Here is a 25,881-nt window from a genome sequence, read left to right as displayed (position 1 = left end):
TGTCAAGCCGGGCTGATTCTGGAGCCTGCCGTTTGACTCGCAGCAGGGCTGCGCAACAGAATCGGGCGCCTTCCACGCACCGGCAGACCTCCGATGAGACGCGCCCCCTCCGCCGCCCTGCCCGCCCCCGCCACCGGCGAGCGCCACGACTGGCAGACGCTCAAGAGCCTGTTCCCCTTCATCTGGGCCTACAAGGGCCGGGTGCTCTTTGCGCTCGCCTGCCTGGTCGCGGCCAAGGGCGCCAACGTGTCAGTGCCGATCGTCTTCAAGCACCTGATCGACGGCCTCACGATCACGCCCGAGCAGGCCTTCATCGTGGTGCCGGCGGCGCTGCTGCTGGCCTATGGCGCGCTGCGCTTCTCCACCTCGCTGCTGACCGAACTGCGCGAGGTGGTGTTCGCACGCGTGACCCAGCAGGCGGTGCGCGAGATCTCGCTGCGCGTGTTCCGCCACCTGCACGCGCTGTCGCTGCGCTTCCACCTCGAACGCCAGACCGGCGGGCTCACGCGCGACATCGAGCGCGGCACGCGTTCGATCGGCTCGCTGATCAGCTACACGCTGTATTCCATCCTGCCCACGCTGATCGAGATCGGCATGGTGATCGGCATCCTGCTGGTCAATTACGACGCGGTGTTCGCGCTCATCACGCTCAGCGCGCTGACGATCTACATCGTGTTCACCGTCAAGGTGACCAACTGGCGCACCGCGCTGCGGCGCGAGGCCAACGAGCTCGATTCCGCCGCCAACGCGCGCGCGATCGACAGCCTGATCAACTACGAGACGGTGAAGTATTTCAACAACGAAGAGTTCGAGGCCCGGCGCTACGACGAGCAATTGCAGAAGTGGACCAAGGCGCAGGTCACCAACCAGTACTCGCTGTCGGCGCTGAACGTCGGCCAGGCGGCGATCATCGCAGTCGCCGTGACGGCGATGATGTGGCAGGCGGCCGACCGCGTGGCCAGCGGCGAGATGACGATCGGCGACATCGTGCTGGTCAATGCCTTCATGATCCAGCTCTACATCCCGCTCAACTTCCTCGGCGTGCTCTACCGCGAGATCCGCCAATCGCTCACCGACATCGAGCGCATGTTCGGCTTGATGCACACGCACCGCGAGATCGCCGACGCCCCCGACGCCCACACCCTGCCCGCCGGGCCGGCGAGCGTGCGCTTCGAGAGCGTCAGCTTCGCCTACGATGCCAAGCGCCCGATCCTCTTCGACGTCGATTTCGACATCCCCGCCGGCAGCACGGTGGCGGTGGTCGGCCACTCCGGCTCGGGCAAATCCACGCTCGCCCGCCTGCTGTATCGCTTCTACGACGTGCAAGGCGGGGCGCTGCGCATCAACGGCCACGACCTGCGCAGCCTGACCCAGGACAGCCTGCGCGCGGCGATCGGAATCGTCCCGCAGGACACGGTGCTGTTCAACGACACGCTGTACTACAACATCCACTACGGCCGCCCCGGCGCCAGCCGCGAGGAGGTCGAAGCCGCTGCGCGCGCCGCACAGCTGGAGGACTTCATCCGCCAGCTGCCCGAGGGCTACGAGACCCGGGTCGGCGAGCGCGGCCTGAAGCTCTCCGGCGGCGAGAAGCAGCGCGTGGCGATCGCACGCGCGCTATTGAAAAATCCGGCGATCCTGATTTTCGACGAAGCCACCTCGGCGCTCGATTCCCGGACCGAAAAGGCCATCCAGGCGCAGATCGAGCTGGCCGCAGAGGGGCGTACCGCGCTGGTAATCGCGCACCGGCTGTCGACGATCATGAACGCCGACGAGATCATCGTGCTGGACAAGGGCCGCATCGTCGAGCGCGGCCGCCACGCTCCGCTGCTGGCGCAGGGTGGCGCCTATGCGCAGATGTGGCTGCTGCAGCAGCAGGAAGAGGAAGCCGGCAGTACGCCGACCGACCGCGACGACGAGCACCCGGAAGGCGAGTCTTTCGCCGCGCCTGCGGTTGGCGTGGCGTAGACTGACCAGATAGTCCTCGCACAAGGCCCGCATGGAAGCCCACGAAAGCTTTCCCTTCCTCAAGGAAATCATCCTCTTCCTCGCGCTCAGCGGGGTGCTGATGCCGCTGCTGTCGCGGCTGAAGATCAATCCGGTGCTCGGCTTCCTGTCGGTCGGGGTGCTGCTCGGCCCCTACGGCCTCGCCTCGCTCGCAAAGGCCTGGCCGCCGCTGTCGTGGTTCACCTTCGCTCGCCCCGACGAGGTGGAGTTTCTCGCCGAGCTCGGAGTCATCTTCCTGATGTTCATGATCGGTCTGGAGATGTCGGTCGAGCGCCTGTGGTCGATGCGCCGGCTGGTGTTCGGGCTCGGCGGCCTGCAGGTCGCGCTCTCGGCAGCGGCGGTCGGGGGGCTCGCGCTGTGGTTCGGCAACGGCATCGAGGCCGCGGTCATACTCGGCGTGGTGCTGGCCTTCTCGTCCACCGCGATCGTCATGCAGTTGCTGATCCAGCGCCACGAACTCGGCACGCCGCTCGGCCAGGCCTCGTTCGCGATCCTGCTGTTCCAGGACCTCGCGGTGGTGCCGCTGCTGGTGCTGATCAGCATCCTCGGTGCCGCCTCGGGCGAGGGCAGCTTCGCGAGCCTGCTCGGCCTCGCGATGCTCAAGGGCGTGCTCACCGTGGTGGGCATCTACCTCGTCGGTCGCCGCGTGGTCCGTCCGCTCTTCCACCAGATCGCAGTCGACAAGCAACCCGACACCTTCACCGCGCTCACCCTGCTGACCACCTTGGGCGTGGCGGCGCTGACCTGGGTGGCCGGCCTGTCGATGGCGCTCGGCGCCCTGCTCGCCGGGCTGATCATTGCCGAGACCGAGTTCCGCCACGAGGTGGAGATCACCATCGAGCCCTTCAAGGGCCTGCTGATGGGCCTGTTCTTCATGTCGGTGGGCATGGGCATCGACCTGCGCGCGCTGCTCGCCGAGCCCTTGTGGATTCCGCTCTCGGTGGTCGGTCTGCTGGCCATGAAGGCGCTCATCGTGTTCGTGCTGCTGCGCGTTTTCGGCCTGTCCTGGGGGCGCTCCGCCGAGGGCGGCCTGCTGCTCGGCCAGGGCGGCGAGTTCGCCTTCATCGTGATCGGCATGGCGCTCACGCTGGGCCTGCTCGAACGCGATGTGGGCCAGTTCATGCTGATCGTGGTCGGCGTGTCGATGCTCGCCGCGCCGGTGGTCGCACGCCTCGGACAGAGCCTGGGCGACGGCATCGACCGACGCATCGCGCCGCCGGCCGAGGCGAACGATGCCGAGCTCGGCGAGCTCGGCGGGCATGTGATCATCGCCGGCTACGGCCGCGTCGGCCAGCTGGTCGGGCAGATGCTCGAGGAGCAGGGCGTGGGCTACGTCGCCATCGAGAACAATGCCCAGCTCATCGCCCACCAGCGCAAGGCGGGGGTGCCGCTGGTGTTCGGCGACGCCAGCCGCCCGGAGCTGCTGCGCAAGCTGCGCCTCGACCAGGCGCGCGCGGTGGTGCTGACCATGGACCACACCGCCGCCGCGATCCACGCGGTGCACGGCATCCGCCGCATGGTGCCGATGATGCGGATCATCGCCCGCGCGCGCGACGAGAAGCATGCCCTGCTGCTGCGCGAGGCCGGCGCCTCGGTGGTGGTGCCCGAAACCCTCGAGTCCAGCCTCAAGCTCACCGGCTGGGTGCTGGAGACCCTCGGCATACCCCCCGATGCCGCGCTACGCCTGGTCGAGCTGGAACGCGAGCGGCGCATCGTCGCGCTGCGCGACACCGGCAACGCCTGACCGCCCCCTGACGAATCCCGCCCACATGATCCCGCAGCACAACGCCCTCCAGATCCTGCGCAAGCCGCGCATCGCGCTCCTCGCCACCGGCGGCACCATCGCCGGCACGGCCGGCTCGGCCACCGACACCCGCGATTACACCGCCGGCCAGCTCGGCCCCGCGGCGCTGCTCGCCGCCGTGCCCCAGTTGGCCGAGCTCGCCCGCATCGACGCCACGCAGATCTTCAGCGTCGACAGCAAGGACATGACGCCACAGCACTGGCTGGTGCTGTCGCGCCGGGTGCAGAGGCTGATGGACGACCCCGCGGTCGACGGCATCGTCATCACCCACGGCACCGACACGCTGGAAGAGACGGCCTGTTTCCTCAACGTCACCGTCGCCACCACCAAGCCGGTGGTGATGACTGCGGCGATGCGCCCGGCCACCGCGCTATCGGCCGACGGCCCGCTCAACCTCTACCAGGCGGTCGAGCTCGCCTGCCGCCCGGCGGCCGCACGCTCGGGCGTGCTCGCGGTGGTCGGCGACCGCATCCTGCCAGCCGCGGCCCTCGCCAAGCGCCACCCCTCGGCGGTCGATGCGTTCTCGTTCGAGGGCGCGCTCACCACGCTCGCCAGCGACGCCGCGCTGCACGCGCTCGCGCCCTCGCGCTACAGCCGTGTCGTGCTGCCGGACGAGTTGCAGCACCTGCCGCCGGTGGAGCTGCTCACCGTCGCTGCGGGCAGCTCGCCCGCACTCGCCTCGGCGGTGGCGCGCGCGCTCGCACGCGCCCAGCTGCTCAATGGCGCCGCAGGCCTGGTGCTGGCCCTGCCCGGCAACGCCAGCCTGCCCGAGGCCTGGCGACCCGCGCTGGAAGAACTGCCCAACGCGGTACCGGTGGTGCTCGCCAGCCGCTGCGGCGGCGGCGTGCGTCGGCACCATGGCAACGCCCCCGCCAACTGGCTCGACGCCGGCGCGCTCGACCCGCTCAAGGCGCGCGTGCGCCTGATCGCGGGCCTCGGCGCCGGATTGCGCGGCGCACGCCTGCGGCGCTGGTTCGAGCGCGCCTGACGCGGCAGTGCTTGCGTCGCCCCCGCGCGCCCCTCACAGCCCCGGATCGGTGCCGCCGCCGGCGAGCGCGGTCTCGACCATGCGCCGCGACAGATGCGGCGCGAAGCCCTCGATGAAGGCGTACACATAGGCGCGCAGCCAGGCGCGACGGCGCAGGCCGATCCGTGTCGTGCTCGACTCGAACAGGTGGGCCGCATCGACCATGCCGAGCCTGCGATCCTCCGCGGGGTCGTAGGCCATGCGCGCGAGGATGCCGATGCCCAGGTCCATCTCGACATACTTCTTGATCACGTCCGAGTCGATCGCGGTGAGCACGACCTTGGGCTTGAGGCCGCGACCGAGGAAGGCCTTGTTGATCTGGCCGCGGCCGGTGAAGGCGTCGTCGTAGGTAATCAGCGGATAGCGCGCGATCGCCTCGAGCGTGAGCGGCGCGGCCTGCAGGATGGGGTGGCGCGGGGTGGCGACCACGCAGCGGTTCCACTGGTAACAGGGCAGCATCACCAGCTCGTCGTACTCGGCGATGGCCTCGGTGGCGATCGCGATGTCGGCGCTGCCGTCGAGCACCATCTCGCAAACCTGGCGCGGATTGCCCTGGTGCAGCTCGAGCTTGACCTGCGGGTAGCGCTGCATGAAGCGGCGGATCACGTCGGGCAGCACGTAGCGCGCCTGGGTATGGGTGGTCGCAATCGACAGGCGGCCCACGGCCTCGTTGGCGAATTCGTCACCCACCTGCTGCAGGTTGTCGAGGTCGCGCAGCACGCGCTCGGCGATCGCCAGCACCGCCCGCCCCGGCTCGGTGACCGCCACCAGGCGCTTGCCGTGGCGAGTGAAGATCTCGATGCCGAGCTCGGACTCGAGCTGGCGGATCTGCTTGGACACCCCCGGCTGCGAGGTGAACAGCGCGTCGGCCGCCTCGGAGACATTGAGCCCGCGACGGGCGACTTCATGCACGTAACGCAGTTGCTGCAGGTTCATGGCGCGCTAGATATAACAACCAGTTCTTAAAGTCTAACTGCAAACCGCTTCTTGCGCTTAACTGAAGTCCTTACGATGCGCCGCAACATCCAGGAGCGCGTTACATGGACTTCGCCTACACCATCGCCGGGTTCGCAGTCGGTGCCATCGTCGGTCTGACCGGCGTTGGAGGCGGATCCTTGATGACGCCGCTGCTGGTGCTGATGTTCGGCATCCACCCCTCGGTCGCCGTCGGCACCGACCTGCTCTACGCCGCGATCACCAAGGCCGGCGGCACCCTGGCGCACGGACTCAAGGGCACGGTGGACTGGAAGATCACCCGCCTGCTCGCCACCGGCAGCATTCCCGCGGCGGCGATCACGCTGGCGCTGATCGGACACTTCGCGCCCGGCGGCATCGAAGGCGCGGCCCACCTGATCCAGGTCTCGCTCGGCGTCGCCTTGGTGCTGACCGCGGTGGCGCTGATCTTCCGCAAGCGCATCCAGGCCTATGCCGCGACGCGCTCGGGTGGCCGCCCCGCCGATCCGGCGCGCACCGCCCGCCTGACCGTGCTCACCGGCGCCGTGCTCGGCGTGCTGGTGTCGATCTCCTCGGTGGGCGCCGGCGCGCTCGGCGTCACCGCGCTGTTCTTCCTCTACCCGGCGATGCCGGCGCTACGCATCGTCGGCTCGGACATCGCCCACGCCGTGCCGCTGACCGCGGTCGCCGGCATCGGCCACTGGTTTCTCGGCAGCGTCGACTGGCTGCTGCTGGGCAGCCTGCTGGTCGGCTCGCTGCCCGGCATCTGGCTCGGCAGCCACATTTCCACCAAGGTACCCGACCGCGTCCTGCGCCCGATCCTGGCGACGATGCTGGTGCTGGTCGGCGCCAAGCTGATGGCGCACTGAGCCGCAGCGACCAAGCACGCGACGCCCCTCCCCGGCCCGAATCCACGCATACGACAGAGAGAGCCCATATGTACCAATACGACGAACACGACCAGCGCCTGCTCGACCAGCGCGTCGCCCAGTTCCGCGACCAGATGCGGCGTCACCTGGCCGGCGAGCTCTCGGCCGACGAGTTCCGTCCGCTGCGCCTGCAGAACGGGCTGTACATCCAGCGCCACGCGCCGATGTTCCGCATCTCGGTGCCCTACGGCCACCTCGCCAGCCGCCAGCTGAGGAAGCTCGCCCACCTCGCGCGCAGCTACGACCACGGCTACGCCCACTTCACCACCCGCACCAACGTGCAGTTCAACTGGCCGAAGCTGGAAGACGTGCCGGAGATGCTCGCCGAACTGGCCAGCGTGCAGATGCACGCCAACCAGACCTCGGGCAACTGCATCCGCAACATCACCGCCGACCCCTTCGCCGGCGTGGCCGCCGACGAGGTCGCCGATCCGCGCCCCTTCGCCGAGATCCTGCGCCAGTGGGCGACCTACAACCCGGAATTCGCCTTCCTGCCGCGCAAGTTCAAGATCGCCTTCAACAGCGCCGCCGAAGACCGCGTGGTGCTGCGGGTGTACGACATCGGCCTCGACCTGGTCCGTAACGAGGCCGGCGAGCTCGGCTTCCGCGTGCTGGTGGGCGGCGGCCTCGGCCGCACCCCGATCCTGGGCGAGGAGATCAAGCCCTTCCTGCCCTGGCAGCACCTGATCAGCTACTGCGAGGCCATCCTGCGCGTCTACAACCGCTGGGGCCGCCGCGACAACCTGTGGAAGGCGCGCATCAAGATCCTCGTCAAGGCGCTCGGGCCGGAAGAGTTCGGCCGCCAGGTGGAGGAAGAATGGGCCAACGGCAAGGACGGCCCCAACACCATCACCGCGGCGGAGCTGGCGCGCGTGTCGGCCCACTTCGCCCCGCCTGCCTACGAGACCCTGCCCGCGCAGGACGCCGCCTTCGACGAACTCCTCGCCGGCAACAAGGCCTTCGCCACCTGGGTCAAGCGCAATGTGCGCGCCCACCGCCAGCCCGGCTACGCGGCGGTGGTCCTGTCGCTGAAGAAGACCGGCACCGCCCCGGGCGACGTCACCGCCGAGCAGATGGACCTGATCGCCGATCTCGCCGACCGCTTCAGCTTCGGCGAGGCGCGCATGCTGCACGAGCAGAACGTCGCGCTCGCCGACGTGCGCCGCACCGACCTCTTCGAACTGTGGCAGGCGGCGCGTGCCGCCGGCCTGGCGACGCCGAACATCGGCCTGCTGACCGACATCATCTGCTGCCCCGGCGGCGACTTCTGCAGCCTCGCCAACGCACGCTCGATCCCGATCGCCGACGCCATCCAGCGCCGCTTCGACGACCTCGACTACCAGCACGACATCGGCGAGATCGACCTCAACATTTCCGGCTGCATGAACTCCTGCGGCCACCACCACGTCGGCCACATCGGCATCCTCGGCGTCGATAAGAACGACGAGGAGTGGTACCAGGTCAGCATCGGCGGCACACAGGGCAACGGCACCACGCTCGGCAAGGTGATCGGTCCGTCCTTCGCCCTCGACGAGATCGTGGGCGTGATCGAGAAGCTGCTCGAAACCTACGTCGAACTGCGCCATGAGGACGAGCGCTTCATCGACACCGTACAACGCGTCGGCACCGAGCCCTTCAAGGCACGCGTGTATGCCGACCGCCAGCCGCAAAGGAAAGCCGCCCATGTCTGACAAGATCATCAAGAACGGCCGCGTCGTCGCCGACGACCGCCTGACCGTGAGCCTCGCCGAAGGCGAGGTGCCTGCCGACATCGCGGTGCCCGCCGGCCCCGTGCTGGTGCCGCTCGCCGTATGGCAGGCGCGCCGCGAAGAGCTGCTGGCGCGTGCGCGCAGCGGCGAGGTGGGCGTGTGGCTGGCCGCGGGCGAGGACGTCGCCGCACTCGCTGACGACCTCGGGCTGCTGCAGATCGTCGGCCTGCACTTCCCCAAGTTCACCGACGGCCGCAGCTACTCCGCGGCAACCTTGCTGCGCACCCGCTACGGCTACCAGGGCGAACTGCGCGCGATCGGCCAGGTCCTGCGCGACCAGTTCAACTACATGACGCGCTGCGGCTTCGATGCCCTGCAGCCGCAAGCCGAGCGCTACACCGACGAACAGCTCGAGGCGGCGGTGGCCAGCATCGACGACTTCACCCAGCCCTACCAGCGCTCGGTGAAGGACCCGCTGCCGCTGTTCCGCCGCGTCGAGCGCGGCACCGGCCGCGAGGTGCAGCAATGAACGCCGCCGTCAGCCTGCTGCGCCCCGCCCCGACCAACGCCGCCACCCGCCCGCAGCTCACCGACGCACTGCGCGCCACCGTGGGTGCCAAGTCCGCAGCCACGCTCGCACTGCTGCGCGAGGCCGTCGCCGAGTTCGGCGCGCACGGCGAGCTCGCCTTCGCCAACAGCTTCGGCGCCGAGGACATGGTGCTGACCGACCTCATCCTGTCGAACGGCCTGCCGATCACCATCTTCTCGCTCGACACCGGGCGGCTCCCCGCCGAGACCTACAGCCTGATCGGCGAAGTCGAGCGCCGCTACGGCACGAAGCTCGAGATCTACTTCCCCGACGCGGGCGCGGTCGAAACCTATGTGCGCAGCCACGGCATCAACGCCTTCTACGACACGGTCGAGCTGCGCAAGGCCTGCTGCGGCGTGCGCAAGATGGAGCCGCTGCGTCGCGCGCTCACCGGCCGCAAGGCCTGGATCACCGGCCTGCGCGCAGCCCAGTCGGTCACCCGCTCCGGCCTGCCGGTACGCGAGACCGACACCGCCAACGGGCTGGAGAAGCTCAACCCGCTGTCGGACTGGAGCGAGACCGAGGTGTGGGCCTACATCCGCCTCGCCGAGGTGCCCTACAACGCCCTGCACGACCAGTTCTACCCCAGCATCGGCTGCGCCCCCTGCACCCGCGCGATCGCGGTCGGCGAGGACGTGCGCGCCGGACGCTGGTGGTGGGAAAACCCGGAGACCAAGGAGTGCGGTCTCCACGTCAAGGCGAGCTGAGCCATGAACGGCAAGCACCCCGCCCAGGGCACGCACAGCCCCGCGATCGGTGCCGGCCGCCGCAGCCTGCAGCAGCGCCTGCTCGCGCTGCGCGCCGGACTCAGGGCAGCGCTGCGCGCCTTCAGAACCCATCCGATCAAGCATCCGCAACGGTAACCGCACCATGTCCACGCTGACCAAACAGACGCTGTCCCACCTCGACTGGCTCGAGGCCGAAGCCATCCACATCCTGCGCGAAGTCGCCGGCCAGTGCGCCAACCCGGTGTTGCTGTTCTCCGGCGGCAAGGATTCGATCTGCCTGCTGCGCCTGGCCGAGAAGGCCTTTCGCCCGGGCCGCTTCCCCTTCCCGCTGATGCACATCGACACCGGCCACAACTACAAGGAAGTCACCGACTTCCGCGACCGGCGCGCCGCCGAACTGGGCGAGCGCCTGATCGTGCGCTCGGTGGAAGACTCGATGGCGCGCGGCACCGTGGTGCTGAAGCACGCGGGCGAGTCGCGCAACAAGCACCAGTCGGTGACGCTGCTCGAGGCGATCGAGGAGTTCGGCTTCGACGCCTGCATCGGCGGCGCCCGCCGCGACGAGGAGAAGGCGCGTGCCAAGGAACGCATCATGAGCTTCCGCGACGAGTTCGGGCAGTGGGACCCGAAGAACCAGCGTCCCGAGCTGTGGAACCTGTACAACGCGCGTAGCCACAAGGGCGAGAACATCCGCGCCTTCCCGATCAGCAACTGGACCGAACTCGACGTGTGGCAGTACATCCAGCGCGAGCAGCTGGAACTGCCATCGATCTACTTCGCCCACACCCGCCCGGTGGTGCGCAAGAACGGCCTGCTGCAGCCGGTGACCGAGCTGACGCCGGCGAAGGATGGCGACGTCGTGGAGGACGTGCGGGTGCGCTTCCGCACCGTGGGGGACATCACCTGCACGGCGCCGGTGGAATCCGACGCGGACACCGTGGAGAAGATCCTCGCCGAGACGGCGACCACCACGATCACCGAGCGCGGTGCGACGCGGATGGACGACCAGACCTCGGAGGCGTCGATGGAGCAACGCAAGAAGGAAGGCTACTTCTAGCGCATCCGCGCTCGTCGCAGCCCCCACCCCCCACTCTTCGCACCTCACGCCTGACCTTTGCACGGAATCATGACCATGTCCGCCCTCGAGCACCTCCCCGAAATCGACAACGGCTTGCTGCGCTTTCTCACCTGCGGCAGCGTCGACGACGGCAAGAGCACCCTGATCGGCCGCCTGCTGTTCGACACCAAGACCATCCTCGCCGACACCCTCAACGCCATCGAGAAGACCTCGGCCAAGCGCGGCATGAGCGCGGTCGACCTGTCGCTGCTGACCGACGGCCTGCAGGCCGAGCGCGAGCAGGGCATCACCATCGACGTCGCCTATCGCTACTTCTCCACCGGCCGGCGCAAGTACATCATCGCCGACGCCCCCGGCCACGAGCAGTACACCCGCAACATGGTGACCGCCGCGTCCACCGCCAACCTCGCGATCATCCTCATCGACGCGCGCAAGGGCGTGCTGACCCAGACCCGCCGCCACTCCTACCTCGCCAGCCTGGTCGGCATTCCCCATCTGGTGGTCGCGGTCAACAAGATGGACCTGGTCGACTACGACCAGGCGGTGTTCGAGCGCATCAAGGGGGAATACCTCGAATTCGCCGCCAAGCTCGGCATCCGGGACGTGCGCTTCATCCCGATCTCGGCGCTGGAGGGCGACATGATCGTCGACCGCGGCGAGCGCCTGTCCTGGTACGACGGCCCGACCCTGCTCGACATCCTCGAGAACGCCCCCGCCGCCCACACCGAACAGGCCGAGGACTTCCGCTTCCCGGTGCAGTTCGTGTGCCGACCGCAAGAGTCCGCCAACCCCGAACTGCACGACTATCGCGGCTTCATGGGCCGGGTCGAATCGGGCGAGGTCGCGGTGGGCGACGCGGTCACCGTACTGCCCTCGGGCGCCAGCAGCCGGGTCAGGAAGATCGAGCTCGGCGGCGTCGCGCTGCCGCGCGCCATCCACGAGCAGTCGGTGACCCTGCTGCTCGAAGACGAGATCGACATCTCGCGCGGCGACCTGATCGTGAAATCCGCCGAGGCGCGGGAGCCGGTGAAGCAGATCGAAGCCACGGTGTGCTGGCTGTCCGAGACCCCGCTGTCGCCTGCACGCACCTACCTGGTACGCCACACCACGCGCGAGGTGAAGGCCAAGCTCGCGAAGATCGACTACCGCCTGGACGTGAATACCCTGGAACAGGAGGCCACCACCGGGCTGGCGATGAACGACATCGCCCGCGTCACGCTCAAGCTCGCCCAGCCGATCATCGCCGACCGCTACACGGAGAACCGCGCTACCGGCGCCTTCATCATCATCGACGAGAGCACCAACAACACCGTAGGCGCGGGCATGATCGGCTGATCGCCGCCCGCCCTCCGCAGCGAGCGAACCCCGGCCCCCGCAAGGGCGCCGGGGTTCTCCATTTTGGGGACGAAGAAATTCCTACCGCATCACAGAACATGACAATCGGGCATCAAATTTTCTATAATGAAATTCCATACGACTATTTTCAGGTCTTTTCAGCACCTGCAAGAGTCATCCCCGGATCGCACCGAAACCCGCCGCCTGCCATCTTCATCCGTCCTCGAGGAGGTCTCCCGATGCTCAAGCGAATCACCCTCGTCACCGTCGCCACCTTGGTCCTCGCCGGCTGCGCCGCCACCCACGTCGCCATCAGCAAGCGCGACCTCGATGTGCAGACCAAGATGTCCGACACGGTCTTCCTCGACCCGGTCGGCCCTGACAAGCGCACCATCTTCCTGCAGATCCGCAATACCTCCGACAAGCCCGACCTTGCGGTGAATGACGAGATCGCCGCCGCGCTGCAGACCAAGGGTTACACCCTGCTGCAGGACCCGGAGGCGGCGCACTACGTCCTGCAGGCGAACATCCTGCAGGTCGGAAAATCGGCACCCACCGCGATCGAGGCGGCGATCGACCAAGGCTACGGGGTAGCCGCCTCGGGCGGCCTGGTCCTGGGGGCGGGAGCGGCATACGCCGGCGGCGCCAGCGGCCGTGGCATCGCCGCCGCCGGCCTGATCGGCTCGCTGGCCGAAGGCATCGCCGGCGCCGCGGTCAAGGACGTGTATTTTTCGATGATCACCGACCTGCAGATCAAGGAGCGCATCCGCGGTGCCGGCAAGGCAAGGGTGAGTTCGAACCACAGCCTGCGCCAGGGCAACAGCGGTGGTTCGCAGGTGTCGTACGACGAAGAGTCGTCCTACAAGACTTATCAGACCCGCATCGGCTCGACCGCGAACAAGGTCAACCTCGTCTTCGAGGAGGCGCTGCCCGAGTTGAAGAAAGGCCTGATCAATTCGATCTCCGGGCTGTTCTGAACGCTCGCAGGCTTCATCTGCCCCAGCACGCCGCCGGGTGTTCGATAATCACGGCGGCGCCTTGCCAATCCGGCGCCCTTCGACCGAGCGCCACCATCATGACCGACCGCAATCCCTCCGACACCGCGCGTACCCGCCTCGACAAGTGGCTGTGGGCGGCACGTTTCTTCAAGCACCGTACGGGCGCGACCGAGGCGGTCGATGGAGGAAAGGTCAAGCTCAACGGAATGGCGGCCAAGCCGGCACGCGAACTCAAGGTCGGTGACCGCCTCGACATCACGATCGGCGAGGATACGCGTACGGTGATCGTGCGCGCGATCGCGGACAAGCGCGGCTCGGCCGCCGTGGCGCAGGCGCTCTACGAGGAGACCGCGGAAAGCATCGAGGCGCGCGAACGCGCCCGTGAATTGCGCAAGTTCGCCGCCGCGCCCGGCGCCGACCTGCACGGCCGGCCGACCAAGCGCGACCGCCGCAGGATGGACCGCTTCGGGGGATGCTGAGCTCGCGTCCCCAAGCGCGAGCCCTCGCGGTGCCCGATCCGTACCGGCTCCGCTCCGACTCCCGTGCCTCAGTCGAGTACCAGCGCCAGCGCGATCGGCAGGAAAACCACCGCAGCGAGGTTGCCGATCAGCACCATCGAGGCCACCTTGTCGGGCTCCTGGTCGTAACGCTCGGCGAACATGTAGTTCAGCACCGCCGGCGGCAGGGCGCCGAACACGAGCAACAGCGCCTGCTCGCGCGGCGGAAGCTCGAGCATCTGCAGCAGGGCCCAGGCCAGCGCCATGCCCACCACCGGGCGTAGCACCGCACCGAAGAGGCCGAAGCCGACGGCGCTGATGCGCGAATCGGCCAGGCGCACGCCGAGCGCGAACAACATCAGGGGGATCGAGATGTCGCCGACCATCTCGATCGACATCAGCAGCGGCGGCCACACCTCGATGCCGAGGAAGCCGACCGCCAGGCCCGCGATCGTCGCCAGGATGGAGGGCGAGCGCCACACCGTGGTCAGCTTGGTATGGTGGTCCAGCAGCCAGGCGCCGTAGGAGAAGTGGATCACGTTCGACACCACGAACATCACCACCGCCGGAGCCAGCGCCGACTCGCCGAAGGCGAGCACCGCCAGCGGCAGGCCGAGGTTGCCGCAGTTGTTGAACATCATCGGCGGCACCAGCGTCTTGGTGGCGATCCCGGCCGCACGCGCGACCAGCCAGCCGGCCACACCGGAGCCGACGATGATCACCACGGTCGCGAACAGCAGCGGCAGGTATTCGCCGAGGCGGAAGTCCTTGCCGACCAGCGCACCGAACACCAGCGCGGGCACGAAGACATCCATGTTCAGCTTGTTGGCGTGCGACAGGTCCGGCTTCATGCGCCGGCCGACGAAATAGCCCAGCGCGGTGATCGCGAACAGCGGGAACAGGATGGAGACGATTCGGATCAGCATTCAGGGCAAACCGGGAGCGGACTGAAGGGGGTGCGACGGATGCGGTCACGGACAAGCCCGTCGTCGCGCGGTCCCCGCGGACGAAGCGAGCTTGTCCGCGAACGGACGCGAGCCGGGATCAAAGCACGTAACGCGCCAGATCCTCGCGCTGGGCGAGCATGACGAGCCGGCTGTCGACATAGGCGGCGTCGACTACCACGGTCTGCTCCGCACTGCTGCGCCCGGCCTCGAAGGAAACCTCTTCGAGCAGCTTCTCCATGACGGTGTACAGCCGGCGCGCGCCGATGTTCTCGGTCTTCTCGTTCACCTGGTAGGCGATCTCGGCCAGGCGGCGGATGCCGTCGTCGGCGAACTCCAGCTTCACCCCGTCGGTGGCGAGCAGCGCCTCGTACTGGCGCGTGAGGCAGGCGTCGGTGCTGGTGAGGATGCGGGCGAAGTCCTCCACAGACAGCGACTCCAGCTCGACGCGGATCGGGAAACGCCCCTGCAGCTCGGGGATCAGATCCGAGGGCTTGGACAGGTGGAAGGCGCCGCTGGCGATGAACAGGATGTGATCGGTCTTGATCATGCCGTACTTGGTGGAGATCGTCGTGCCCTCGACCAGCGGCAGCAGGTCGCGCTGCACGCCCTGACGGGAGACATCTGCGCCCTGCACGTCGCTGCGCGCAGCGATCTTGTCCACCTCGTCGAGGAACACGATGCCGTTCTGCTCGACCGCGCGCACGGCCTCGAGCTTGACCTCCTCGTCGTTGATCAGGCGCGCGGCCTCCTCGTCGGCGAGCAGCTTCATGGCCTCGCGGATCTGCAGCTTGCGCTGCTTCTTCTTGCCGCCGCCGAGGTTCTGGAACATGCCCTGTATCTGCTGGGTGAGTTCCTCCATACCCGGCGGGGCGAAGATCTCGGCCTGCATCGAGGGCGCGGCGACCTCGATCTCGATCTCCTTGTCGTCGAGTTCCCCCTCGCGCAGCTTCTTGCGGAATTTCTGCCGGGTGGACGAATCCTGCGCCGGCTCGGGCTCGGCGTTGAAGCCGACCGGGCGCGCCGGCGGCAGCAGGGCGTCGAGCACGCGGTCCTCGGCGGCATCCAGCGCGCGGTCGCGCACCGACTTCATCGCACGCTCGCGCCCGTCCTTGACCGCGATCTCCATGAGGTCGCGGATGATGGTGTCGACGTCGCGGCCGACATAGCCGACCTCGGTGAACTTGGTCGCCTCGATCTTGATGAAGGGCGCGTTGGCCAGGCGCGCCAGGCGGCGCGCGATCTCGGTCTTGCCGACGCCGGTGGGGCCGATCATGAGGATGTTCTTGGGGGTGATCTCGCTGCGCAGCGGCTCTTCCACCTGAGCGCGCCGCCAGCGGTTGCGCAGCGCGATCGCCACGGCCTTCTTGGCCTTGTCCTGGCCGACGATGTGCTTGTCGAGTTCGGAGACGATCTCCGGCGGGGTCATCTGGGTCATGCGGTCAGCCTCAATCCAGCACTTCGATGGTGTGGTGGTGATTGGTGTAGATGCACAGGTCGCCGGCGATGGAAAGCGCCTTGGACACGATTTCCCTGGGCTCGAGCTCGGTATTCTCGAGCAGTGCGCGCGCGGCCGACTGCGCGTAGGCGCCGCCGCTGCCGATGGCCACGATGCCCTGCTCGGGCTCGAGCACGTCTCCGTTGCCGGTGATCACCAGCGAATGCTCGCGATCGGCCACCGCAAGCATGGCCTCCAGCCGGCGCAGCATGCGGTCGGTGCGCCAGTCCTTGGCGAGCTCGACCGCGCTGCGCAACAGGTTGCCCTGGTGCTTGTCGAGCTTGGCCTCGAAACGCTCGAACAAGGTGAAGGCGTCGGCGGTTCCACCGGCGAAACCGGCGAGGATCTGACCGTTGTAGAGCGTGCGCACCTTGCGCGCGGAGGCCTTGATGACGATGTTGCCAAGGGTGACCTGGCCGTCGCCGCCGAGCGCGACGCGGTTGCCGCGCCGCACCGACAGGATGGTGGTGCCGCGATACTGTTCCATGAAGGATTCTCCGTCCCCGCGGAAATCGGGGCTGGTGTGTTGTTCAATGACGCAGGGTGACGTGAGCCACCTTGTCGACGCTCATGACCCGCAGCAGGCCGGCGACCATGGCGTTCACGTCGCGAAGACAGACGAGTTTACCTTGAGCCTGCAACGTGGCGAGAATATTGAAGAGCGTGCCGGCGCAGACGAAATCGAGCCGGCGCAGGTGCCGGCAATCGATCCGGACCTCGCGGCGCTCGACCGCGAAGGCGGCGAGGCGCCGGAGGGTATCGTTGGCAGCCCCGCAGAGCTCGCCCTCGAACGCGAACGCCTCCGGATCGGTCGGCTGCGCCTCGTCCGCCTGCGCCGCGCGCGCCGTGGGAGCGTCGCCGCGCCCCTCCCAGGACGGCGGGGACTCCTCGAAGGTCACCGCATAGTCGACCGCGACATCCTCGAAGCGCGCCTGGTCGCCGGCGTACTGCAACAGCTCGAGCAGCATCAGCCAGGTATCGCGCGCCTGCGCCCTCCCGGGGGATACGGCCTGCGACAGGATGTCGGCGAGCGCGCGCACATTGACCAGCCTCACCTGAAGCCGCTCGGCCGCCAGCCCGGCAAGCAGGCCGCGCCAGACGGCGCAGCCCGCATCGTCCACCCCGCGCACCTTGGCGACGTCGATGCGCACCCCGCCGCTGCGGCGCGCGATCTTGGCGAGCTGGGCGAACTGGCGCTCGGCGGCTGCCGAGAGCTGCCCGCTCAGGTTGACCAGCGGCAGCTCGGTGCCCGCCGCCTTGCCCGCCACCCGCGACAGATCCTCCCAGGGCGGCGGCGAGCGCTCGAAGCGGGTGGCGTAATCGAGCACGCGCGACTCGAAGCGCTGGCGCTCCCCGCGCAGGCGGTAGAGATCGAGCAACATCAGCCAGGCACCCTCACCGCCCTCGCCACCTTCCGCGCCGACGGCGGCCTCGAGCACGGCGAGCGCGTCGTCGTCGCTACCGTTCGCATACAGCACCGCAGCCTCCTCGAAGGCCGCGCCGATCCCGCTTCCGCACTCGCGCACCTCGACCTGCCCGGCCACGCGTGCGAGCGCGCGCCCGTGGTCGGTGCCGGTGAAGTCGAGCGCGGACAACTCGGTAGGCGGGGGACGCTCGTCGCGCAGGGCGTCCGCTCCCGGCCCGGCTCGCGCGTCGCGCGGTGCGCCGGGCGCGGGCGAAACGGGTTTCTTGCCGAAGAAGGGGAGCGCCACGTCCGTATTCCGATGTCGCGGACGCCCCATGCGAGCCGCCGCAACCAACGACATTCACAGAAAAGCGCTTTTGCAACAAGCAATAAGCGCGAGAAAAATCCATCGATCAAGAACGCGACAGACGTGCATTCGGTGCCGCGGCTCGGCTAGAATGCTGCAATGCAACCGAAAACCGTTTCCGACGCGGGCGGCGAATCGCTCCCCGCGTCGTCGCGTTTTTCCCTGTCCGTCCGAGTCTATTACGAAGACACCGACGCAGGGGGTGTCGTCTATTACGCAAACTATCTCAAATTCTGCGAGCGCACGCGCACCGAATGGCTGCGTGCGCTCGGCGTCGCCCAGCACGCCTTGCTCGACGAGCAGGGCGTGGGTTTCGTGGTGCGCTCGGTGCAGGCCGACTACCGCGCTCCGGCACGCCTGGACGACGCGCTCGAGGTGAGCGCCCGCATCGCCAGCCGGCGCCGCGCGAGTCTCGTGTTCGACCACGAGATCCGCCGCGGCGGCGAACTTCTCTTCACCGCGCAGGTCCTCGTGGCTTGCGTGGACATGCGGCGCATGAAGCCCGCAGCCCTCCCCGCCTCCCTGCACGCCCTTCTCGAAAGCCCAGCATGACCGTCACCCACGACCTCTCCATCCTCAGCCTGATCTCCCAGGCGAGCGTCCTCGTCCAGCTCGTCATGGCGCTGCTGGCAAGCCTGTCGCTCGTCTCCTGGTACTGGATCTTCCGCAAGGCCTTCCAGATCCGCCAGGCGCGTGCACAGACCGACGAGTTCGAGCGCGACTTCTGGAGCGGCGGCGACCTCAACACCCTCTACGAGTCGGCTGGCCGCCACCAGTCCGAAGGCATGGAGCGCATCTTCGAGGCCGGCTACCGAGAGTTCACCAAGCTGCGCGGCAAGGGCCACGACCACGGCGCCACGCTCGACGGCGCCCGCCGCGCCATGCGCGCCACCTACCAGCGCGAGATCGACGACCTCGAGGCCCACCTCGCCTTCCTCGCCTCGGTGGGGTCGGTGTCGCCGTACATCGGCCTGCTCGGCACCGTGTGGGGGATCATGAACTCCTTCCGCGGCCTCTCCAGCGTCGGCGCCGCCACCCTCGCGCAGGTCGCGCCCGGCATCGCCGAAGCCCTGGTCGCCACGGCGATCGGCCTGTTCGCGGCGATCCCGGCGGTGGTGGCCTACAACCGCTTCGCGCACGACATCGACCGCCTCGGCATCCGCTTCGAGAGCTTCATGGAAGAGTTCTCCAACATCCTGCAACGCAACCTGCGCTGACCCGGACGGAGTTCCAACGATGCGCCAACGCCGTCTCATGAACCAGATCAACGTCGTGCCCTACATTGACGTGATGCTGGTGCTGCTGGTGATCTTCATGGTCACCGCGCCGATGATCCAGCAGGGCACGATCAACGTGCCCTCCGCCGGCGCCGGCACGCCGCCGCCTCAGTCCGAGGCCATCTTCATCGAGGTCAAGGCCGACGGGGCCTATGCGCTGCGCGCCAGCAACAGCGGGAGCTCGCGCCCGGTGCGCCGCGACCAGCTGTCGACCGCGCTCAAGGACGCCCTCGCGAAGAACCCCGAGCAGCCCTTCCTGGTCGCCGCCGACAGCAAGCTCGACTACCAGAAGGTGATCGACGTGCTCGAGACCGCGCGCGACGCCGGAGTGCGCAAGATCAGCCTGGTCACCCAGAGCGCGACTTCGCAGAAATGAGGGACCGCCCCGCACCGCACCGCCGCGAGCCGCCTGGCAAGTGGCAGTCCCTCGGGTTGACCGTGGCGGTCCACCTGGGATTGTTCCTGTTCCTGTTCTTCGGCATCCGCTGGCAGAGCCCGCCGCCCGCGGCGCTCGAGGTCGGGCTGGCTTCGGCACCGGAGCGCAGCGCGCCAGCCGCAGCGCGCCCGCAGCCGGCGCCGGAGCCCCGGCCTGAGCCGAAACCCGAACCGAAGCCCGAGCCCAAACCCGAACCGAAGCCCGAGCCCAAACCGGAACCGAAGCCGGAACCGAAGCCGGAACCCAGACCTGAACCGCCCAAGCCCCAGGCCAAGCCCGAGATCGTCGCCAAGGCGCCCGAGAAGAAGCCGGAGCCGCCCAAGCCCGAGCCACCGAAACCCGAACCCAAACCACAACCGAAGCCGGAGCCCAAGCCTGAACCGAAGCCCGAGCCCGAGCCCAAGCCCCAACCCAAGCCGGAGCCGAAACCCGAGCCCAAGCCGCAGGCCAAGCCCGAACCCAAGCCCCAGCCCAAGCCGGACACCAAGCCGATCGACGACTACATGGCGCAGCGCCTCGCGCAGGAGACCCAGCGCGCCGAGCAGGCCCGCCTGTCCAGCCTGATGGCGCAGGAAGGTGCGCGCGCGGCCGCGGCCGGTCCGAGCCGCCAGGGTCCGCCCGGTGGCGACATCGACAAATACCGCGCGGCGATCGCTGCCAAGGTGCGCGGCAACCTGTTGCGCCCGCCCGGCCTGTCCGGCAACCCGGAGGCGGTGTTCGAGGTCGACCAGCTGCCGAGTGGCGAAGTGCTCAATGTCCGCCTCAAGCGCTCGTCCGGCGTGCCCGCCCTCGACGAGGCCATCGAGCGCGCGATCCGGCGCTCGAGCCCGCTGCCGCTGCCGGACAACAAGAACCAGTTCGAGCGTACCCTCGAACTGAAATTCCGTCCGCTGGCGGACGATTGAGTCCGTCATGTCTATAATCCGCGGCTGGAGAAAACCCCGCATGATCAAAACACTGCACGCATTCCGCCTCTTCCTCGCCGGCCTGCTCGCCAGCCTCGCGCTGGGTGCGCACGCCCAGCTCTCGATCGAGATCACCGGCACCGGCGCCTCGCGCTTTCCGGTCATCATCCCGATCTTCGAGAACGAGGGTCGCCTGCCGCAGAGCGTCACCGACGTCGTGCGCGCCGACCTCGAGCGCAGCGGTCTGTTCACCCTGATCGACACCGGCCCGCTGCCGATGCCCGAATCGGTGGCGCCCGACCTCGCCGCGGTGCGCAGCCGCGGCGCCGACGCGGTGCTCACCGGCAGCCTGATCCCGATGGCCGACGGCCGCTACGACGTGCGCTTCCGGCTCTTCGACGCGCAGAAGCAGCAGGAACTCGGCGCCATGTCGCTGCCGATGAGTCCGGCGCAGAACCGCCTGGTCGGCCACCGCATCGCCGACTTCGTGTACGAGAAGCTCACCGGCCTGCCGGGTTACTTCGCCACCCGCATCGCCTACGTGATCAAGTCCGGTCCCAACTTCGAGCTCCAGATCGCCGACGCCGACGGCATGAACGCCGCCACCGCGCTGCGCTCGCGCGAGCCGATCATCTCGCCTTCGTGGTCGCCCGACGGCCAGCGCCTGGCCTATGTGTCCTTCGAGCAGAAGAAGCCGATCGTCTACGTGCACACACTCGCCACCGGCCAGCGCCGCGTGGTCGCCAACTTCAAGGGCTCGAACTCCGCGCCGAGCTGGTCGCCCGACGGCAGCCAGCTCGCGGTCGTGCTCACCAAGGACGGCCTGTCGCAGCTCTACGCGATCGGTGCCGACGGCTCCGGCGTGCGCCGCCTCGCGCAATCCTCAGGCATCGACACCGAGCCCTTCTGGGGCGCCGACGGCCACATCTACTTCACCTCGGATCGCGGCGGCAGTCCGCAGATCTACCGTATTCCTGCCAGTGGCGGCAGCGCCCAGCGGGTGAGCTTCGAAGGCAACTACAACGTGACGCCGCGCCTGTCGTTCGACGGCAAGTTGCTCGCCTTCATCACCCGCAATGCCGGCCGCTTCCAGGTGGCCGTGCAGGACGTCGCCACCCGGCAGACCACCATCCTCACCGATTCGGCACGCGACGAATCGCCCAGCTTCGCCCCCAACGGCCGCATGATCCTCTACGCCACCGACACCGGTGGCCGTGGCGTGCTGTCGGCGGTGTCGACCGACGGGCGCATCCGCCAGCGGCTCACGGTGCAGGCCGCCGATGTCCGCGAACCCGCCTGGGGTCCGCAGATCCGGTAACCATGAAGCGGCAACAAAGCCGCATACCCCTCTCTGCTGTCATCAACACTCGTACTGGAGCATCACCCATGAAGAAACTCGTCCTCCCCGCGCTGCTCGCCCTGACCCTGGCCGCCTGCTCGAGCACCGGCCCCGAGAACGGCGCCGCCTCCGTCCAGGACCGCGGCACCGGCGTCGCCACCGTGACTGCCGGCAGCGCCAAGGGCAGCGGCATCGCGGCGCTCACCGACCCCAACAACATCCTCTCCAAGCGCAGCGTCTTCTTCGACTTCGACAGCTTCGTGATCAAGCAGGAAGCCCGCCCGCTGATCGAAGCCCACGCCCGCTTCCTGGTGCAGAACCCGCAGATGAACATGCTCGTCCAGGGCAACACCGACGAGCGCGGCAGCCGCGAATACAACCTCGCCCTCGGCCAGAAGCGCGCCGACGTCGTCAAGCAGGCCCTCATGCTGCTCGGCGCCAAGGAATCGCAGATCGAGTCCGTGAGCCTGGGTGAAGAGAAGCCGCGCTGCGAAGACCGCACCGAGAACTGCTACGCCGAGAACCGCCGCGGCGACATGCTCTACACGGGCGAGTTCTAAGAGAGTCCCGACATGAAACGCCTTCTGCCGCTCGCCGCAGCGTTCGTCCTCATCCCGAGCGCCCCGGCGCACGCCCAGCTCTTCGGGGGTGACACCGAGGCCCGCAACCAGATCTTCCAGCTCCGGCAGGACGTTCAGGGGCAGATCGAGACCACCAGCCGCGGCCAGCTCGAGCTCGCCATGCAGAACGAACAGATGCGCGCCGAGCTGGCGCGCCTGCGTGGCCAGATCGAACTGCTGACCAACGAGGTGGAGACGCTCAAGCAGCGCCAGAAGGATTTCTACGTCGACCTCGACGCCCGCCTGCGCCGGTACGAATCCGGTGCGGCGGGCGCCGCCTCCGCCGCCCCGGCCTCCGGGGATGCGGCGCCGGCGGCACCGGCTGCGGCCGCGCCCCCGCAGGCACCTGCCCCCGCGCCAGCCCCCGCATCCGCGAACACCGAATCCGCCGACTACCAGGGCGCCCTCGCGCTGCTCAAGAACGGCAAGCACAAGGACGCGCAGACCGCGTTCGAGCGCTTCATCACCCGCTACCCGGCAGGCAACTTCACCGCCGGCGCCCACTTCTGGGCCGGCAACGCCGCACTGCAGGCGCGCGACGTCGCCAGTGCGAATCGCCATTTCAAGACGGTGATGGACAAGTACCCCAAGGAGAACGTCGCGCCCGACGCCATGCTCGGCCTGGCCAACAGTCAGCAGGCCATGAACGACGCCGCCGGCGCCAAGCGCACCCTGCAATCGCTTGTCGAGCGCTATCCGCAGAGCAACGCCGCCCAGGTCGCCCGCCAGCGCCTGAGCGCGCGCTGATCCATGTCCGCTGTCGAAACGGCGCCGGCGACGGCCGTGCGCCTCCGTATCACCGAGATCTTCGCCTCGCTGCAGGGCGAATCCACCCGCGTCGGCCTGCCCACCGTGTTCGTGCGCCTGACCGGCTGCCCGCTGCGCTGCACCTGGTGCGACACTGCCTACGCCTTCAGCGGCGGCGAGACACGCACGCTCGACGACATCCTCGCCGAGGTGGCCAGCCACGGTCTGCGCCACGTGTGCGTGACCGGCGGCGAGCCGCTCGCACAGAAGGGCTGCCTACCGCTGCTCGCCGCCCTGTGCGATGCCGGCCACGACGTGTCGCTGGAAACGAGCGGCGCACTCGACATCGCGGGGGTCGATCCCCGCGTGTCGCGCATCGTGGACCTCAAGGCCCCCGGCTCGGGCGAGCTCGCCCGCAACCGCTGGGAAAACCTCGCGCTGCTGTACGCTCACGACGAGCTCAAGTTCGTGCTCGCCGACGCCGCCGACTACGCATGGGCCAAGCAGCAGATCGCCGAGCACCGCCTCGCCGAACGCTGCGGCGTGCTGCTGTCGCCGGTCGCCGGCGCGCTGGACCCTGCCGAGCTCGCCGGATGGATCGTGCGCGACCGCCTGCCGGTGCGCTTCCAGCTCCAGCTCCACAAGATCCTGTGGAACGACGCCCGCGGCCGCTGAGCGCCGCTGTTCCGGCCCGGCGACGCCGCGAGCAGATCCACCCCGCCCCGCCATCCAGAATGACTACGGAATGACCAGCCTCCACACCCCGCCCCGCGCCGTCGTGCTGCTCTCCGGCGGCCTCGACTCCGCCACCTGCCTCGCGATCGCGCGCGACATGGGCTTCGAGACCTACGCGCTGTCGGTCGCCTACGGCCAGCGCCACGCCGCCGAGCTCGCCGCCTCGAAGCGCGTGGCGCAAGCGCTCGGCGCGCGCGAGCACCGCACCGCCAGCGTCGAACTCGGCCAGTTCGGGGGCTCGGCGCTCACCGACCCCGGCATCGCGGTGCCGCTCGATCAGGACAACACCGGCATCCCGGTGACCTACGTGCCGGCGCGCAACACGGTCATGCTGTCGATCGCACTCGCCTGGGCCGAGGTGCTCGGCGCCAACGACATCTTCGTCGGCGTGAATGCGGTCGATTACTCGGGCTACCCCGATTGCCGGCCGGTCTTCATCGAGGCCTTCGAGCACATGGCGCGGCTGGCCACCAAGGTCGGCGTCGAGGGCGCGCAGCTGCGCATCCACGCCCCGCTGATCGAGCTCTCCAAGGCCGACATCATCCGCCGCGGCACCGCCCTCGGCGTGGACTACGGCCTCACCGTCACCTGCTACCAAGCCGACGACGACGGCCGCGCCTGCGGCCGCTGCGAAGCCTGCCGCCTGCGCGCTGCCGGTTTCAAAGCCGCCGGCGTGCCCGATCCGACGCCCTACCAGCCGCGTTCGGCCTGACCCCCTGCCGCGCCATGGACCACGCCCTCGTCTCCGCCTCCACCATCGTCTGGCTCGGCTTCGCGATCGGCGCCGCGTTCGGCGCTTCCAGCCAGCGCACCGGCTTCTGCACCATGGGCGCGGTCTCCGACGCGGTGAACATCGGCGACTGGACGCGGATGCGGATGTGGGCGCTCGCGGTCGCGCTCGCCACCCTCGGCACCGGCGCGCTGCACGCCCTCGGGCTCTTCGACCCTGCCAAGACCCTCTACACCGGCGCCCGCCTGCCCTGGCTGTCACACATCGTGGGCGGACTCGCCTTTGGCGTCGGCATGACGCTCGCCTCCGGCTGCGCCGGCAAGACCCTGATCCGCATCGGCGGTGGCAACCTCAAGTCGGTCGTGGTGTTCGTCTTCCTCGCCATCGGCGCCTCGATGACGCTGCGCGGGCTCACCGGCGTGTGGCGGGTCGAGTTCCTCGACCCGGTGGCGCTGCAGCTGCCCCACGGCCAGACCCTACCCGCCTTCCTCGCGGCGGCCGGCATGGAGGCAGGCAAGGCCTCGCTCGCCGCCAGCGCGCTCGCCGGCGGCGGCCTGCTCGCCTGGGCGCTGGCCAGCCGCGACGCGCGCCACCCCGAGGTGCTGCTCGGCGGGGCCATCGTCGGCCTCGCGGTGGTGGCCGGCTGGTACGTCACCGGCCACCTCGGCCACATCGCCGAGCACCCCGACACCCTCGAGGAGGTCTTCCTCGCCACCAACAGCGGCCGCGCCGAGTCGCTCAGCTTCGTCGCCCCGCAGGCCTTCACCCTCGAGCTGCTGCTGCTGTGGAGCGATGCCAACCGCCAGATGAGCTTCGGCATCGCCAGCGCGCTCGGCGTGATCGCCGGCGCGGCGGCTATGGCGCTGGCCACGGGCAGCTTCCGCATCGAGAGCTTCCGCGACCCCGCCGACCTCGTGCGTCACATCGCCGGCGGCCTGCTGATGGGCTTCGGCGGCGTCACTGCGCTCGGGTGCACGCTCGGCCAGGGCGTCTCGGGCCTGTCGACCCTCGCGCTCGGCGCAGCGATCACCACCGCCGCCATCATCGCGGGAGCCGTTGCGACGATGAAGCTCCAGTACTGGCTACCGACCCGCGCAGGCTGAAGAGGCAAACCGCCGGCCGCTCTGCCCCGACGAGCCACCCTGCGGCTCCATCGGGGGACCGCGAAACCGGCAAGGCGCTTGACGACGTTTCCATCGGCCATTATCATTCGGCCTCGCTTT

General features: G+C 68.8%; 27 protein-coding genes. 22 read left to right on the top strand and 5 right to left on the bottom strand.

Going from position 1 to position 25,881, the window contains the following annotated elements:
- Positions 1–93: 93 nt before the first annotated feature.
- From ACZ5PP_RS16280 to ACZ5PP_RS16270, 3 genes are read left to right on the top strand one after another with little or no spacing between them, the layout of a single operon-like run.
- Positions 94–1,968, top strand: coding sequence for an ABCB family ABC transporter ATP-binding protein/permease (locus ACZ5PP_RS16280; RefSeq protein WP_012584643.1), 1,875 nt, complete (start codon positions 94–96; stop codon positions 1,966–1,968).
- A 31-nt stretch (positions 1,969–1,999) separates the two neighbouring features.
- Entirely contained in the window at positions 2,000–3,751 is a 1,752-nt protein-coding gene (locus ACZ5PP_RS16275) for a cation:proton antiporter domain-containing protein (RefSeq protein WP_273422215.1), read from the top strand.
- Positions 3,752–3,776: 25 nt separating this feature from the next.
- A complete protein-coding gene (locus ACZ5PP_RS16270) occupies positions 3,777–4,799 on the top strand; it encodes an asparaginase (protein ID WP_004300911.1) in 1,023 nt (340 codons plus the stop codon).
- A 33-nt stretch (positions 4,800–4,832) separates the two neighbouring features.
- Here ACZ5PP_RS16270 and cysB read toward each other — a convergent pair whose 3' ends face one another.
- Positions 4,833–5,774: an HTH-type transcriptional regulator CysB gene (cysB, locus tag ACZ5PP_RS16265; RefSeq protein WP_004300909.1), complete on the bottom strand. Its 942-nt coding sequence runs from the start codon at positions 5,772–5,774 to the stop codon at positions 4,833–4,835.
- 104 nt (positions 5,775–5,878) lie between these two features.
- On the opposite strand from cysB, the gene ACZ5PP_RS16260 reads away from it, so the two are divergent.
- From ACZ5PP_RS16260 to ACZ5PP_RS16220, 9 genes are all read left to right on the top strand, one after another.
- Positions 5,879–6,661, top strand: coding sequence for a sulfite exporter TauE/SafE family protein (locus ACZ5PP_RS16260; RefSeq protein ID WP_004300907.1), 783 nt, complete (start codon positions 5,879–5,881; stop codon positions 6,659–6,661).
- A 68-nt stretch (positions 6,662–6,729) separates the two neighbouring features.
- The gene (locus ACZ5PP_RS16255; RefSeq protein WP_012584641.1) at positions 6,730–8,412 is read left to right on the top strand and encodes a nitrite/sulfite reductase; all 1,683 of its coding nucleotides are present in this window, start codon (positions 6,730–6,732) and stop codon (positions 8,410–8,412) included.
- Positions 8,405–8,959, top strand: coding sequence for a DUF934 domain-containing protein (locus ACZ5PP_RS16250; protein WP_004300903.1), 555 nt, complete (start codon positions 8,405–8,407; stop codon positions 8,957–8,959). The genes ACZ5PP_RS16255 and ACZ5PP_RS16250 overlap by 8 nt, the downstream gene beginning before the upstream one ends.
- Positions 8,956–9,726: a phosphoadenylyl-sulfate reductase gene (locus tag ACZ5PP_RS16245; RefSeq protein ID WP_004300901.1), complete on the top strand. Its 771-nt coding sequence runs from the start codon at positions 8,956–8,958 to the stop codon at positions 9,724–9,726. The genes ACZ5PP_RS16250 and ACZ5PP_RS16245 overlap by 4 nt, the downstream gene beginning before the upstream one ends.
- Before the next feature lie 3 nt (positions 9,727–9,729).
- Positions 9,730–9,882 carry a hypothetical protein gene (locus ACZ5PP_RS16240; RefSeq protein ID WP_004300900.1) on the top strand — a complete coding sequence of 51 codons (153 nt, stop codon included), beginning with the start codon at positions 9,730–9,732 and terminating at the stop codon, positions 9,880–9,882.
- A gap of 7 nt (positions 9,883–9,889) precedes the next feature.
- Positions 9,890–10,804: a sulfate adenylyltransferase subunit CysD gene (gene cysD / locus ACZ5PP_RS16235; RefSeq protein ID WP_004300898.1), complete on the top strand. Its 915-nt coding sequence runs from the start codon at positions 9,890–9,892 to the stop codon at positions 10,802–10,804.
- Positions 10,805–10,879: 75 nt separating this feature from the next.
- Entirely contained in the window at positions 10,880–12,160 is a 1,281-nt protein-coding gene (gene cysN / locus ACZ5PP_RS16230; protein ID WP_004300897.1) for a sulfate adenylyltransferase subunit CysN, read from the top strand.
- A gap of 239 nt (positions 12,161–12,399) precedes the next feature.
- On the top strand, positions 12,400–13,137 hold the full coding sequence (locus tag ACZ5PP_RS16225; protein WP_464826299.1) for a complement resistance protein TraT: 738 nt from the start codon (positions 12,400–12,402) through the stop codon (positions 13,135–13,137).
- 98 nt (positions 13,138–13,235) lie between these two features.
- Positions 13,236–13,637: an RNA-binding S4 domain-containing protein gene (locus tag ACZ5PP_RS16220; protein ID WP_012584640.1), complete on the top strand. Its 402-nt coding sequence runs from the start codon at positions 13,236–13,238 to the stop codon at positions 13,635–13,637.
- A 68-nt stretch (positions 13,638–13,705) separates the two neighbouring features.
- Here the strand turns inward: ACZ5PP_RS16220 and ACZ5PP_RS16215 are convergent, their stop codons facing one another.
- The 4 genes from ACZ5PP_RS16215 to ACZ5PP_RS16200 form a co-directional block, all read right to left on the bottom strand.
- A complete protein-coding gene (locus ACZ5PP_RS16215; RefSeq protein WP_004300892.1) occupies positions 13,706–14,581 on the bottom strand; it encodes an AEC family transporter in 876 nt (291 codons plus the stop codon).
- A gap of 118 nt (positions 14,582–14,699) precedes the next feature.
- A complete protein-coding gene (gene hslU / locus ACZ5PP_RS16210) occupies positions 14,700–16,037 on the bottom strand; it encodes an ATP-dependent protease ATPase subunit HslU (protein WP_004300891.1) in 1,338 nt (445 codons plus the stop codon).
- Positions 16,038–16,047: 10 nt separating this feature from the next.
- The gene (gene hslV, locus ACZ5PP_RS16205) at positions 16,048–16,584 is read right to left on the bottom strand and encodes an ATP-dependent protease subunit HslV (RefSeq protein WP_004300889.1); all 537 of its coding nucleotides are present in this window, start codon (positions 16,582–16,584) and stop codon (positions 16,048–16,050) included.
- Between the two features lie 43 nt (positions 16,585–16,627).
- The gene (locus ACZ5PP_RS16200; RefSeq protein ID WP_004300888.1) at positions 16,628–17,809 is read right to left on the bottom strand and encodes an STAS domain-containing protein; all 1,182 of its coding nucleotides are present in this window, start codon (positions 17,807–17,809) and stop codon (positions 16,628–16,630) included.
- A gap of 159 nt (positions 17,810–17,968) precedes the next feature.
- Here ACZ5PP_RS16200 and ybgC point away from each other — a divergent pair, with 159 nt between their 5' ends.
- From ybgC to ACZ5PP_RS16150, 10 genes are all read left to right on the top strand, one after another.
- Positions 17,969–18,421, top strand: coding sequence for a tol-pal system-associated acyl-CoA thioesterase (ybgC, locus tag ACZ5PP_RS16195; protein ID WP_004300887.1), 453 nt, complete (start codon positions 17,969–17,971; stop codon positions 18,419–18,421).
- The gene (gene tolQ / locus ACZ5PP_RS16190; RefSeq protein ID WP_004300886.1) at positions 18,418–19,086 is read left to right on the top strand and encodes a protein TolQ; all 669 of its coding nucleotides are present in this window, start codon (positions 18,418–18,420) and stop codon (positions 19,084–19,086) included. Before ybgC ends, tolQ begins: the two co-directional genes overlap by 4 nt.
- 19 nt (positions 19,087–19,105) lie before the next feature.
- Entirely contained in the window at positions 19,106–19,522 is a 417-nt protein-coding gene (tolR, locus tag ACZ5PP_RS16185; RefSeq protein WP_012584638.1) for a protein TolR, read from the top strand.
- Positions 19,519–20,487, top strand: a complete 969-nt coding sequence (locus ACZ5PP_RS16180; RefSeq protein ID WP_464826298.1) for an energy transducer TonB — start codon at positions 19,519–19,521, stop codon at positions 20,485–20,487. The genes tolR and ACZ5PP_RS16180 overlap by 4 nt, the downstream gene beginning before the upstream one ends.
- A 40-nt stretch (positions 20,488–20,527) precedes the next feature.
- A complete protein-coding gene (tolB, locus tag ACZ5PP_RS16175) occupies positions 20,528–21,805 on the top strand; it encodes a Tol-Pal system beta propeller repeat protein TolB (RefSeq protein ID WP_004300883.1) in 1,278 nt (425 codons plus the stop codon).
- Between the two features lie 68 nt (positions 21,806–21,873).
- Positions 21,874–22,386: a peptidoglycan-associated lipoprotein Pal gene (gene pal / locus ACZ5PP_RS16170; RefSeq protein WP_004300882.1), complete on the top strand. Its 513-nt coding sequence runs from the start codon at positions 21,874–21,876 to the stop codon at positions 22,384–22,386.
- A 12-nt stretch (positions 22,387–22,398) separates the two neighbouring features.
- The gene (ybgF, locus tag ACZ5PP_RS16165) at positions 22,399–23,193 is read left to right on the top strand and encodes a tol-pal system protein YbgF (RefSeq protein ID WP_464826297.1); all 795 of its coding nucleotides are present in this window, start codon (positions 22,399–22,401) and stop codon (positions 23,191–23,193) included.
- 3 nt (positions 23,194–23,196) lie between these two features.
- Positions 23,197–23,868: a 7-carboxy-7-deazaguanine synthase QueE gene (queE, locus tag ACZ5PP_RS16160; RefSeq protein WP_004307984.1), complete on the top strand. Its 672-nt coding sequence runs from the start codon at positions 23,197–23,199 to the stop codon at positions 23,866–23,868.
- Between the two features lie 70 nt (positions 23,869–23,938).
- Complete coding sequence (queC, locus tag ACZ5PP_RS16155) at positions 23,939–24,640, top strand: 7-cyano-7-deazaguanine synthase QueC (protein ID WP_043744186.1); 702 nt, start codon at positions 23,939–23,941, stop codon at positions 24,638–24,640.
- Between the two features lie 14 nt (positions 24,641–24,654).
- Positions 24,655–25,761 (top strand): YeeE/YedE family protein, encoded by a 1,107-nt coding sequence (locus ACZ5PP_RS16150; protein ID WP_464826296.1) that lies wholly within the window; start codon positions 24,655–24,657, stop codon positions 25,759–25,761.
- Positions 25,762–25,881 lie beyond the last annotated feature (120 nt).

The organism is Thauera sp. DNT-1, from assembly GCF_055393985.1.
This window is presented reverse-complemented; position numbering and strand designations above follow the sequence as displayed.